At 63.9% G+C, this 12,161-nt stretch carries 9 protein-coding genes and 1 tRNA gene; 6 read left to right on the forward strand and 4 right to left on the reverse strand.

Going from position 1 to position 12,161, the window contains the following annotated elements:
* Positions 1-6: 6 nt before the first annotated feature.
* Together KBX07_RS11005 and KBX07_RS11010 are read left to right on the forward strand one after the other, a co-directional pair.
* Positions 7-1,125 (forward strand): TrkA family potassium uptake protein, encoded by a 1,119-nt coding sequence (locus KBX07_RS11005; RefSeq protein WP_255996074.1) that lies wholly within the window; start codon positions 7-9, stop codon positions 1,123-1,125.
* Between the two features lie 3 nt (positions 1,126-1,128).
* Complete coding sequence (locus tag KBX07_RS11010; RefSeq protein ID WP_256024136.1) at positions 1,129-3,186, forward strand: ATP-dependent DNA helicase UvrD2; 2,058 nt, start codon at positions 1,129-1,131, stop codon at positions 3,184-3,186.
* Between the two features lie 16 nt (positions 3,187-3,202).
* Here KBX07_RS11010 and KBX07_RS11015 read toward each other — a convergent pair whose 3' ends face one another.
* Positions 3,203-4,048: a hypothetical protein gene (locus tag KBX07_RS11015; RefSeq protein WP_256024137.1), complete on the reverse strand. Its 846-nt coding sequence runs from the start codon at positions 4,046-4,048 to the stop codon at positions 3,203-3,205.
* A gap of 34 nt (positions 4,049-4,082) precedes the next feature.
* Here KBX07_RS11015 and KBX07_RS11020 point away from each other — a divergent pair, with 34 nt between their 5' ends.
* Positions 4,083-4,586, forward strand: a complete 504-nt coding sequence (locus KBX07_RS11020; RefSeq protein WP_256024139.1) for a M48 family metallopeptidase — start codon at positions 4,083-4,085, stop codon at positions 4,584-4,586.
* Here KBX07_RS11020 and KBX07_RS11025 read toward each other — a convergent pair.
* Entirely contained in the window at positions 4,583-6,064 is a 1,482-nt protein-coding gene (locus KBX07_RS11025) for a zinc-dependent metalloprotease (RefSeq protein ID WP_005286017.1), read from the reverse strand. The genes KBX07_RS11020 and KBX07_RS11025 overlap by 4 nt on opposite strands.
* Positions 6,065-6,175: 111 nt before the next feature.
* Between KBX07_RS11025 and KBX07_RS11030 the strand changes: the two genes are divergently transcribed.
* Positions 6,176-7,273: a PDZ domain-containing protein gene (locus KBX07_RS11030; protein ID WP_232210309.1), complete on the forward strand. Its 1,098-nt coding sequence runs from the start codon at positions 6,176-6,178 to the stop codon at positions 7,271-7,273.
* A gap of 4 nt (positions 7,274-7,277) precedes the next feature.
* Here the strand turns inward: KBX07_RS11030 and KBX07_RS11035 are convergent, their stop codons facing one another.
* Positions 7,278-7,979 (reverse strand): hypothetical protein, encoded by a 702-nt coding sequence (locus KBX07_RS11035; RefSeq protein WP_005286012.1) that lies wholly within the window; start codon positions 7,977-7,979, stop codon positions 7,278-7,280.
* 28 nt (positions 7,980-8,007) lie between these two features.
* The gene (locus KBX07_RS11040) at positions 8,008-8,502 is read right to left on the reverse strand and encodes a PPA1309 family protein (RefSeq protein ID WP_256024142.1); all 495 of its coding nucleotides are present in this window, start codon (positions 8,500-8,502) and stop codon (positions 8,008-8,010) included.
* 118 nt (positions 8,503-8,620) lie between these two features.
* Here KBX07_RS11040 and KBX07_RS11045 point away from each other — a divergent pair, with 118 nt between their 5' ends.
* Together KBX07_RS11045 and KBX07_RS11050 are read left to right on the forward strand one after the other, a co-directional pair.
* Positions 8,621-11,614, forward strand: coding sequence for a UPF0182 family protein (locus KBX07_RS11045; RefSeq protein WP_370687292.1), 2,994 nt, complete (start codon positions 8,621-8,623; stop codon positions 11,612-11,614).
* Between the two features lie 311 nt (positions 11,615-11,925).
* Positions 11,926-12,002 (forward strand) — tRNA-Met (locus KBX07_RS11050).
* The last annotated feature ends 159 nt before the right edge of the window (positions 12,003-12,161 follow it).

Consider the following 12,161-nt stretch of genomic DNA (forward strand, 5'->3'; position numbering starts at 1 on the left):
TGACCCATGGCACCATCGTTTCGTCCGCCGATCCGTTTCCGCGATAACCGCAGCGACGAGTTGACGGCGTTGCCAGACCACGCTCTACTAAATGTCATCCGTCTGCCGCAGGCGGACAAGGCAACGCCGTGGGCACTGATCAGCCGGCGGTTCCTGTACGCCATCTTGCTTGTTGTCATCGTCGCTGTGCTTGTGTGGCTGGACAAGGACGGTTATTCGGAGCACCTCACCTTCATTGACGCGGTGTATTACTCGGCGGTGTCGCTATCCACCACAGGTTACGGCGACATCACCCCGGTGACGCAGACGGCGCGCCTAGTGAATATCTTGGTGGTCACCCCGATGCGTGTGGCGTTCCTGATGCTGCTCGTCGGTACCACCTTGTCCGTCCTGACCGAAGACTCGCGTAAGACCCTGCAACTGCAGCGCTGGAGGAAAACCGTGCGCAACCACACCATCGTCGTCGGCTATGGAACGAAGGGCCGCTCCGCGGTCGAGGCGTTGATCGCAGAAGGCATGCCACCCTCCGACATTGTCGTCATCGACGACAATCAGGAGGCCTTGTCCCACGCCGAAAACCGTGGCCTCATTGCCGTCCACGGCAACGCCACGAAGTCCGATGTGCTCAAAATCGCCGGAGTGAGCCGCGCCCGCTCTGTCGTGGTCGCACCGTCCAGTGACGACACCGCTGTTTTGGTGACATTGTCGGTGCGTGAGATCAACCAGGGGGTCAACATCGTCGCGTCGGTACGCGAAGGCGAGAACCAGCACCTGCTCGAGCAGTCCGGGGCGGACTCGGTGGTCATCTCCTCGGAAACCGCGGGCCGTCTGCTCGGCATCGCTACGTCGACACCGACGGTGGTGGAGATGATCGAGGACCTGCTCAGCCCCGATGCCGGTTTCGCCGTGGCTGAGCGCGCGATTATTGATGACGAAGTCGGCGCCAACCCCCGGCACCTCGCCGATATTGTGCTGGGCGTGGTCCGCTCCGGCGAGCTCTACCGCCTCGATTCGCCGGAAGCGGAGACCGTCGAGCCGGGCGACCGCCTGCTGTACATCCGCTACACCGACGAGACTCCGGACGACCTGAGCGAAGCCGCCCGCGCAGAGGAAGAGGACCGCTAGCCGATGATCGACCTGAGCCAGCTCGAAACTCAGCTCGACCCCGATCAGCTCGTCGCCGCCACCGCTCCGCGCGGGCCGGTATGCATCCTCGCCGGCGCCGGCACCGGTAAGACGCGCACCATTACCTACCGCATCGCGCACCTCATTGATCAGGGGTTTGTCGCCCCGCAGCGCGTGCTCGCGGTGACGTTCACTTCGCGCGCGGCAGGGGAGATGCGCGATCGTCTGCGCGACATGGGTATCGGCGGTGTGCAGGCCCGCACGTTCCACGCTGCAGCGTTGCGCCAGCTGCGTTACTTCTGGCCGCAGGTAGCAGGCGACATGCCGTGGCACCTCATTGACAACAAATTCCCGCTGGTCGGTCGCGCAGCGCGCTCTGTGGGGCTCGAGTCCCACAAGGATATGGTGCGTGACCTGCTCAGCGAGATCGAGTGGGCCAAAGCGTCTCTAGTCACCCCGGAAAGCTACGCCGAGACCATCGCTAACTCTCGCCGTGAGCCGCCGACGGACGCGGAGAAGGTCGCCGCCGTGTACAAGCGGTACGAGCAATCCAAGACGAGCCCCGACGGCATGGCCCTCGACTTCGATGACCTTCTGCTCCACGTCGCCGGTGCCCTGGAGAACGCGCCAGCGGTGGCTGAGGAGTTCCGCACCCAGTACCAAACCTTCGTCGTCGACGAGTACCAGGACGTCACCCCGCTCCAGCAGCGCGTGCTCGAAGCGTGGTTGGGCCAGCGCGATGACCTGACCGTCGTTGGCGATGCCAACCAGACCATTTACTCCTTCACCGGCGCTTCCCCGGACTATCTGCTGAACTTTTCGCGGACGTACGGGCACGCGACCGTGGTCAAGCTGCAGCGCGACTACCGCTCCACCCCGGAGGTGACGGATCTGGCGAACACCGTGATCTCCAAAGCGTCCGGCCGCGCTGCTGGCACCCGCCTTGAGCTGCAGGGCATGCGCGCACCAGGCCCGGAGCCGACGTTCGCGTCCTATGCTGATGAGCCGACGGAGGCGCGCGAAGTCGCGGCACAGATCCGCACGCTTATCGACGGCGGCGTCCCACCCCGTGAAATCGCCATCCTCTACCGCCTCAACGCGCAGTCGGCGGTGTTCGAGCAGGCGTTGTCTGACGCTGGCATCGTCTACCAAGTCCGCGGCGGCGAAGGCTTTTTCAACCGCCCAGAGATCCGCGAGGCGATCGGCGTGCTGGTGCAGGCCACCCGCCGCAACGACCTGCCGGACGACCCGGTGACTGTCGCCCGCGCCGCTTTCGCCCCGCTGGGTCTGAGTGCCACGGAACCCGAGGGTGCGCAGCAGCGTGAACGGTGGCAGACGCTCAACGCGTTGGTGGAGCTCATCGCCGACATCGTGAACACTGGGGAAGCAGACTCGCTGCCCGGAGTGTTGCAGTCGCTGCGCCAGCGCGCGGAGTCGAAGCAGCCCCCGGCTGTCGACGGTGTGACGTTGGCCAGCCTGCACGCCGCCAAAGGCCTTGAGTGGGATGCGGTCTTCCTTGTTGGCCTGGTGGAGAAGACGCTGCCCATCTCGCATGCGATCAAGGCTGGCGACGAGCAGATTGAGGAGGAGCGGCGCCTGTTCTACGTGGGCATCACCCGCGCCCGCGAACACCTGCACTTGTCGTGGTCGTTTGCCCGCCAGGAGGGTGGTCGGAAAAGCCGCGACAGGTCCCGGTTCCTCGACGGTATTGCCCCGCAGCTCGACGTCGAGACCACCCCTGACCGCCTCAAGCGTCCGAAGAGATGCCGGGTGTGCGGCAACCCCATCACCACGCCCGCTGAGAAGACCCTCGGCCGGCACGAGGAGTGCGAGCCGACCTACAACGAGGCCGCATTCACAGCCTTGAAGCAGTGGCGCTTGGACACCGCCCGCGAGAAGCAGCACCCGCCGTACATGGTCTTCACTGATGCGACACTTCTGTCTGTCGTCGAGGCGATGCCGGCAAGCCTCGCAGAACTACTGGACATCTCCGGCATCGGCCCGTCCAAGCTGGAACAGTACGGCGAGGACGTGCTGGCCGTCTTGGAAGACTTCCGCTGACCCCTTCCGTGCCCCCTCACAAGCAGGCAGGGCAGCTCTTGTGCGTGCCCAGGGGGTGCTCAGCCACCCACTGCGGCCCGAAGGGGTCGATGATCAGCGCGATTCCGGGCTCCGCTTCCGGAACGAGCACACCGGGAGGTTCTGGCACCTCCGCGCACCGGCGCACGATCACCGCGGCGGCAGCTGCGCCAGCGGCGACCACCGCAGGATCCGGGGCATTCGTGCTCGAGGCCTGCGACAGTGCCGTAGCGGTGACATGCGTGTGCGGGTCGCGCTCCTGGGCGTGCATGAGCACACACTCAAGGCACGGACCGTCCCCGTCGAGGCTTGCCGGGCCGACCACCACCCGCGAATCCAACGTGAATACCGGGATGATCCACCCGGTGTGATCGGCCAGCGCCTCGCGCAGCCGCACCAGCTGGGGCACCTGGTCAACAACCACGACGGGTGTATCAGGGGAGAGGAGGGAAAAGAAGGGGTGGAGGGGTTCGTCGATAAGCGGTGTGCGCACTGTGATCCCGCCGGTGCGCAGCAACCGCACCACCTCGTCCGCCAAAGCTGAAGTGCCGAGCACCACGACGGTGCGTTCGCTGGCGTCGACGAGGATGCGGTAGTTCAGCAAATCGTTGACCAGCGCCCGCGCCTCCGGCTCATCAATCTCGGGAATGCCACGCAGGGTGTTGAGAACATCGCGCACGGCCATAGGCTCGACCGTGGCATCCAGGATGTCCTTGAGCTGGCGCGGGTGCGCCGTGTCCAGCACCGCGCTTCTCGACGCATCCAGCCCGAACTGCACCGATCCCTCCCCACGGACCAGCACATTCACACCGGGCGCCAAACGAACTAATGTTGAGTCCCCCATAGGAGCCATTGCAGCACACGGGAGGACACTGCGCATGCTCGACCGCGACAACGTGGACGTGATCCGCTCTGCGCGAAGAACCCGCACGGTACAGGCGCGGTTCAAAGGCGACCGCATTGAAGTTCGCATTCCGGCACGTTTCACCGCCGCGCAGGAACGCGACGCTGTCGACGGCATCCTGGCGAAGATGGAGCGCAAACTCACCACCAGCACGCTGTCCGACGAGGACCTGCTCGCTCGCGCACAGTCCCTCAACGACTCCGTCCTCGACGGGCAAGCGCGCATCGGATCCGTGCGGTGGACGTCCAACCAGTCGACACAGTGGGGGTCCTGCAGCACGGCGACCGGTGACATTCGCATTTCTGACCGGCTACGGGACGTGCCCGACTGGGTGGTCGACGCTGTGCTCGTCCACGAGCTCGTGCACACCTTCATCCCCGGCCACGGCCCTGAGTTCTGGGAGCACGCCGACAAAGCCCCCCGCGCTGAACGCGCGAAGGGCTATTTAGAGGCGTTCCAGAGGTTCGGGCAGAACTAGTCGTTCTTGTCGTCCTCGGTGCCGGAGCTGCCGTCAGTACCGCGGTCGTCCTCGCTCGGGCCCGGCTCCTCAGCGAGCATCTCCTCGAGTTTGGCGATCTCTTCGTCGAACTGGTCGTCCGGAGCATCGTCGAGAAGCGTGTCGATGAAGGCAGCCGGATTCTCCAAGTGCTCTCCCGTCGGCAACAGGTCCGGGTGGTCCCACACCTTGTCGCGTCGCTCCGCACCAACGGCAGTGGTAGCGCGGCGCCACAGGTCGGCGGCTTCGTTCGTCTTCGGAGCGCCCAGCTCAATGCCGACGACGTTGGCAAAGGCGTTCTCAGCGGACCCGCCGGTCGCGCGGCGGCGTGCCCACGACTCCGTCATCGCCGCAGTGGACGGGATGCGGGAGCCGAGGGCGTCCTCGACGACAACCTCGACCCAGCCTTCGACGAGCGCGAGCAGCGTTTCCAACCGGTCTGCTGCGGCAGCGTTGCGCGAGGTGACGCGCGGGGACATGTCCGCGCCCTGCATCTCCTGCATCGCCTCCTGGATCTTCGCTGGGTCGCCCGACTCGAGGTTCAGGTCCCGGATCTTCTCCTCAATGTGGGAGGTGTCCAGCTCCAGGCCGACGGAGTATTCCTCAACCGACGACACGATGCGCTCGACGAGCCACGGCACGTGGGTGAACAGGCGCTGGCGAGCGGCCTCGCGCGCCGAGATGTAGACGAGCACCTCTTGCCCCGGCACAGACAGCTGTTCCGAAATCGGCTCAATGTTCTTCGGCACAATGCCGATGACACCCTTCGGCGCGACCGGAAGGCCGAAGTCATTGCCGGTCAGCGCCTGGTTGGCTAAGTCACCGAGTGCCTGGCCGAGCTTCGCGCCGAAGTTCATCGAGTTGAAGTGGCCGAGCATCTGCGTGATGGGGCCGAAGATCTCGCGTGCCTCCTCCGGCATCGCGTCGAGCTGGGCGCGGCCCATGTGCTCTGCGACGGGGCTGACCATGCGCTTCCACGTGGGCAGGGTGTTGGTCAGCCAGTCGTCCGCGCTCCATGCCTCGGGGCGGGAGCCGGAATCGGGGAGCGCCGTTGCGTCATCAATCCACAGGTTCGCAAGCCTCGTCGACTCTGTAACGGCATTCGTGTCGCCTGCAGTCGCACCACGCGGGTTCTTGACCACCTGGCGGGCAGCGCGCAGCGCCACGTCGTAGTTGACCGCGTCCTGCTTGGGGCGCTCTTGGCCGGCCTTATTGGCCTGCTCGCCCAAGCCGGAGAGCATCTCGCTGAACTGGCCCAGGACCTCGCCGAGGTTGCCGAAGCCGCCGCTAAAGCCTTGGGTGCCGCCAATGCCGAACCCGAACTGGCCGAACGGGTTGTCCTGGCGGCCCTGATCGTCGCGGCCGTTGCCGTCGTTGCGGCCGTTTCCGTCCTGGCCGTCCCGGTCGTCGCGATCATCGCGGTCGTCGTTAGGGAAAGAGAACCCGAATCCATTAACCATGGTGGCCAGCCTACCGGCGGTGAAACACGCCCTACAATGAAAAACGGGCTGAACAGGCAACGCTCTAAGCGAACACGGTCTTTTGAACAGGCTGTTGTAGGCTTTACTGCCGTGACTTTGCCTGCTACTGCGGACCAACCCGCTCCCTCCGTGAAACGCCGCCGTGCTGCGGTGGTGTGGGGCGGTATTCCCCTTGCGGTGGCGGCTGCGTTGTTCGTGGCCGGGGGCATTCCGGGGACCGATATCCGGTTCACAGTGCCGTTCGCGGCGCAGGGGCCGGGGCCGACGTTCAACACCCTGGAAGAAGTCGATGGCACCCCCGTCATCGAAATTGAGGGGGCGGATGTCGATCCGACCGCAGGCAGCCTGGACATGACGACAGTGTCTGTGCGCACCAACATGACCGTGGGGCAAGCGCTGAGCCGCTGGCTGATCTCCGATGACACGCTCGTACCGATCAACCAGATCATGCCGGCAAATATGTCGGACGAGGAGATGCGCAAGCACAATGAGGCCACGTTCGTCGCCTCCGAAGCTGCCGCCACGGTCGCGGCAATGCGCTACCTGGGGGAGCCGACCCGCGTCCTCATTCACGACGTCCTCGAAGACGGCGCTGCGGCCGACGCACTCAAGCCCGAAGACATCATCACAGCTGTCGATGGCACCGATGTTTCCGCCCCGCAGGAGGTCCAGGACCTCGTCCGGTCAAAGAATCCCGGAGACGAGCTCACTATTTCTTACGAGCGCGACGGTGAGCCGGGGGAGGCCACCATCACCCTCGGCACCAACCCCCAGGATGAGTCCGTCCCGCTGCTGGGTGTGACCATGTCTTCGGAGCCCACTGGCGATGTTGCGGTGAACTACAACTTCAACGACGTGGGAGGCCCGAGCGCAGGAATGATCTTCTCGCTCGCGGTCATCGATAAGCTCTCGCCCGGCGAACTCAACGGCGGCAAGCACGTCGCGGGCACCGGCACCATCTCCGAAGATGGCTCCGTCGGTCCGATCGGCGGCATCACGCACAAGATCGAAGGCGCACGCGACGGCGGCGCAGAACTCTTCCTCGCGCCCGAGAACAACTGCAAGGAAGCAAGCAAGGTCGATGCGGGGGATATGGTTGTCGCGAGCGTCGCCACGCTTGACGACGCAGTAGCCGCCATGTCCGCCTTCTCCGAAGGATCCCCCGTCAAAACCTGCGCGGCGGACTAGCGCGCTACTGCTCGTTGGTGAGCTGCTTCGCGTCTTGCTCTTCTTGCTCGCCTTCCTGCTCTTCTTCATCCGTGGCGAGCGCAGGGGTCTTCACTCCGCTGCCGTCGTCTTCAGCTAGCCCCAGCTCGTAAATGCGCTGCTCAGGGTCAACATCTCCGCTGTCGACCATCTGCTGCAGCAGCTGGCCCTTGTCGGAGTCCACCACGGTGAGGACGGCGGTCCGGCCCAGCATCGACCAGCCGACGATCTTGTTGCCGTCCTCGGACTCTTCAACGATGCGGGAGCTCCTCAGCCCAGTCAGCAGATCCTTTGTGTCTGCGGCCATGGACTCGGACTCGAAGAACTGGATCTTTCCCACATCAGCGCCGGTGCATTCGATGGAGCCTTTCAGGCTGGTTTCCGAGCAGGTATCTAGTGCGTCGAAAAGCTCTGCGGGCGCAAGCGCCGCGAATTGCTCCGCGACTTGAGCCACGAGTTCTGGATCGTCGCTGCGGCGGCGCCACCCGTTCTGCTTGCTGGTTTCCGCCGTGGATTCCTCAGCCGTGGATTCGTCGGCCACAGTCTCAGCGGAGGTGGATTCCGGCGCAGGTGTCGGCAAAGGCTCTTTGCTCTCTTTGTCAGAGCAGGCGGCGAGCGTGACAACCAAGCTCATCGCCGCGAGCGCGACAGGCGCACGGCGATGGCGGGGCAGGGACGAAGACGGCACGGGGGTAACTCCTTTAAAGTAGACCCCCTTAGTGTAGATCGTCTTCCTGCGGATCGTTCTCCAAGCTATACCGCAATGCGCCGATGACTGCGGGTGCGACGTTGGGTCCGCCGCGCAGTTGGATATCGTCTTCTGCGAACGGGCCAGCCGCTTCCAGCTCCTCTTCGGTCGGGCGGATCTGCAGCAAGGTCTGCTCAATGTCTTCGTCCCGCAGCACGCCGGAGAACAACCGGGCCGGGGACGCATCGGCAGTGCCGCTGGTGTCCACGAAGACGATCTCCTGCGCCAGGATGATGCCCTCGACCTCTTCCGGCCATGCCAGGCGCGCAATGTAATCGCCCAACTCGTCCGAACCAGGCAGGATGTGCTCCGGGAGCTCCTGAACCACCAAGGTCAACGGGGAATCTGCCTCCTCGTCGAGTGCGGCGAGCTGGTCCACGACCAACTCCGTCGGTACCAGGGCGAACAGCGTGGGCGGCGCGTCCCAGCCTTCCGCGTGGACGAACTCGACGGCCTCCATCATGGCCTTGTTGAGAGCTTGCTGGCGCAACTGGGGGAACCCTTCTGGTCTTTTAGGCGTTAGGCACTTTAGTGTTAAAGCTTAATAGTTCATCGTTCTAAGCCGTTATAAGGAGCTGGATTTGGCCACGCGCCTGAACCGCCCCCGCCCGGAGTCGGGGAAATCCACGAATAAACTACTGGTGACCTTCGGAATCATTGCGCTGATTCTGTTCCTCGTCCCCCTACTTGTGGGCCTCTACACAGAGTTCCGCTGGTTCGGTGAGGTGGGGTACCGCGGGGTGTTCACCAACGTCATCCTCGCCCGTGTGGCGCTGTTCGTGATCTTCGGTCTGCTCGGCGGCGCGATCACGTGGGCCGCCGCCTTCATCGCGTGGCGCACCCGCGAACGGGTTTCCGTCTTCGCCGACCCGAATTCGCCGATGGCGGCATACCAGTCCTCCATCCAGTCCAGCGTGCGCTCCATGCTGGTGTGGCTGCCCATCGTGGTGGGGCTCATCAGCGGCATGATCGGGCAGGGCTCCTGGCGGACATTCCTGCTGTGGATCAACTCCTCCTCTTTCGGCTCCCAGGACCCGCAATTCGGCCGTGACTTAGGCTTCTACGCCTTCGCCCTGCCGGCGCTGTCCACGCTGGTCAGTGTGCTGTCGATGCTGCTGATCGTTGCTTTCCTTGTCGCTTTGGTGACCCACTACCTGCTGGGCAGCATCCGGGTGGCCAACCAAGTCAGCGGAACACGGGGCCACATTTCCAAGCCTGCGCGCGTCCAGCTCGCGGTCACTGCCGGTCTGTGGATGCTGGTCAAGGCGCTCGACTACTGGCTGGAGCGCTACACGCTGCTCTACGACAGCAATGACATCTTCACCGGTGCCTCCTACACCGATATCAACGCTCAGCTGCCGGCGCGCATCATCCTGGTAGTCATCGCGGTGCTGGTAGCGGCGGCATTCTTTGTGTCGATCATCTTCCGCGATTTCCGCATCCCCGTGCTGGCGACTGTGCTGATGCTGTTCTCCTCGCTCATTATCGGCCAGGCATGGCCCGCGATGGTTGAGCAGTTCTCCGTCAAACCCAACCGCCAGGCGCGCGAGTCCGAGTACATTCAGCGCAACATTGAAGCCACGCGTGAGGCGTACGGGCTTACCGACGCCACAGTGACCTACGAAAGCAACTGGGGTTCCGAAAGCACGAACGACGGGGAAGTGGGCCGCGACTCCGCGACTATCTCCAACATCCGTCTGCTCGACCCGGAGATCCTGTCGCCGACGTTCACGCAGAATCAGCAGCTGCGCAACTTCTACGGCTTCCCCGACCAGCTGGCCATGGACCGCTACACAGTCGACGGGGAGCTGCGCGACTATGTCGTCGCGGCTCGCGAGCTGGACCCGAATGCTCTGCGTGAGAACCAGCAAGACTGGCTCAACCGCCACACGGTGTACACGCACGGAAACGGCTTTGTGGCTGCACAGGCCAACATTGTCGACGAAGCTGCCCAGGACGCCGGCTCCACCCGCGGTGGCCTGCCGGTGTTCACGGTGTCGGACCTGCAAGCCAACGCCAACGCGGAAGAAAAGGAAGACGCCGAAGAGCTGGGTATCCGTGTGGACCAGCCGCGCGTCTACTACGGCCCAGTCATTGCGTCCGCTGAAGATGGCCTCGACTACGCCATCGTCGGCGATGTCGGCCAGGGCCCGCTCGAGTACGACACCGACTCTTCCTCGTTCACCTATGACGGTGAAGGCGGCGTGAGCATCGGCAACTGGGTCGACCGCCTCGCGTACGCGGTGAAGTACCAGGAACTCAACCTCATCCTGTCGGACCGTGTCGGCAGCGAGTCCAAGATCTTGTACGACCGTGACCCGCGCCAGCGCGTGGAGAAGGTCGCACCGTGGCTGACCACCGACAGCACCACGTACCCCGCTGTTATCGACGGTCGCATCAAGTGGATCGTCGACGGCTACACCACGCTGTCTGCCCTGCCGTACTCCACCCGTGAATCCCTGCAGAACACCACGCAGGACGCGCTCAACCCGGAGGGCACCAACCAGCGATTGGTCAACAACGAGGTCGGTTACATCCGCAACTCCGTCAAGGCGACAGTCGACGCCTACGACGGTTCGGTCGACCTCTACGCCTTCGACGAAGAGGACCCCGTCCTCAAGGCGTGGATGGGTGCTTTTCCGGACACGGTGAAGCCCGCTTCGGAGATTTCCGATTCGCTGCGCGACCACCTGCGCTACCCGGAAGACCTGTTCAAGGTCCAGCGCGAGCTGCTGGCCCGCTACCACGTGTCTGACCCGGGCGTGTTCTTCAACAACGACGCCTTCTGGTCCGTCCCGAACGATCCGACCGCGCCGGAAGGCCGCCAGGAGCTCAACCAGCCGCCGTACTACGTTGTGGCCGCCGACCCAGAAACGGGTGACCCGACCTTCCAGCTGATCACCCCGTACCGCGGTCTGAGCCGTGAGTTCCTCGCCGCGCACATGTCGGTCACCTCCGACCCGGACAACTACGGCCAGATCACCGTCCGCGTTCTGCCGACCAATACGCAGACGCAGGGTCCGAAGCAGGCTCAGGACGCGCTGATGTCCTCTGACCAGGTCGCCCGCGACCGCACCCTGTGGGAGGGCTCCAACACGCTGAAGAATGGTAATTTGCTCACCCTGCCGGTTGCTAACGGCGAGATCCTTTATGTCGAGCCGATTTACTCGCAGCGCAAGGACCAGGAGTCCGCGTTCCCGAAGCTGCTGCGTGTGCTGGTGTTCTACAAGGGCCGTGTCGGTTACGCCCCGACGATCTCCCAGGCGCTCAGCCAGGTGGGCATTGACGCGAAGGAGGCCCAAGACATCTCCATCGTGGACTCCGATGACTCGACTACTTCCGACGCCGAGGACCAGGCCACGGCGACGGACCCGGACAACACCGACGCGGAGACCGAGGAAAGCGAGGGCGACGGCGACACAGCCACCCCGCCCGCCAACCAAGAGGAAGCCCTGACGGCTATCGACGAGGCCTTGCGCGGCCTCGAGGACGCCCGTGACGGTTCCTTCGAGGAATACGGCCGAGCCCTGGACGAGCTCGACCGCGCCGTTGAGGACTACCAGAAGGGGCAGTAGTCGGGTGCGGCCCGACGGCCGTACCTGACCCATTAGCGGTGAACGATTTGAGGGTTCCAGCCCCATAACGGTCGCGCCATAAGCTCCTGACCGGCAGTTATTGTCTTGGACTTATGGGTCGGTGCGCTAAATCGTTCACGCAGTCTCAACCTGAATAGCTGGCGAACCCCCGGCGAACGGGCGGTGAACCCCGAATCCAATCCCTGGCCCACTTTCACGTGTGGCCAGGGGATTTGTTGTTCAGGACAAGTCTGCGTATAGTTAACACCCGTTGCCGATACGGCAGCAGGTGAAGTTCATAACTCACTCGACGCGGGGTGGAGCAGCTCGGTAGCTCGCTGGGCTCATAACCCAGAGGTCGTAGGTTCGAATCCTGCCCCCGCTACCAACGTTCAAACCCCCTAGCTGGCGTGATACCGGCTAGGGGGTTTTGTATCGGATGGTGCCGTCTTCGAGGATGGGTTAAACGACAAAAGAGGATGCGGACGTTTTTTGGACAGTTTCAATCTCACGCTACATTGACTTTTCGGTATTCGGCAATGCTCAA

It is taken from the genome of Corynebacterium sp. CCUG 70398 (assembly GCF_024454055.1).
In the GTDB taxonomy this organism is placed as follows: Bacteria; Actinomycetota; Actinomycetes; order Mycobacteriales; family Mycobacteriaceae; genus Corynebacterium; species Corynebacterium genitalium.

Excerpts from the sequence above, each read along its gene's own strand:
- KBX07_RS11005 (WP_255996074.1), top strand. The coding sequence starts at position 7 with ATGGCACCATCGTTTCGTCCGCCGATCCGTTTCCGCGATAACCGCAGC.
- KBX07_RS11010 (WP_256024136.1), top strand. The coding sequence starts at position 1,129 with ATGATCGACCTGAGCCAGCTCGAAACTCAGCTCGACCCCGATCAGCTC.
- KBX07_RS11015 (WP_256024137.1), bottom strand. The coding sequence starts at position 4,048 with ATGGGGGACTCAACATTAGTTCGTTTGGCGCCCGGTGTGAATGTGCTG.
- KBX07_RS11020 (WP_256024139.1), top strand. The coding sequence starts at position 4,083 with ATGCTCGACCGCGACAACGTGGACGTGATCCGCTCTGCGCGAAGAACC.
- KBX07_RS11025 (WP_005286017.1), bottom strand. The coding sequence starts at position 6,064 with ATGGTTAATGGATTCGGGTTCTCTTTCCCTAACGACGACCGCGATGAT.
- KBX07_RS11040 (WP_256024142.1), bottom strand. The coding sequence starts at position 8,502 with ATGATGGAGGCCGTCGAGTTCGTCCACGCGGAAGGCTGGGACGCGCCG.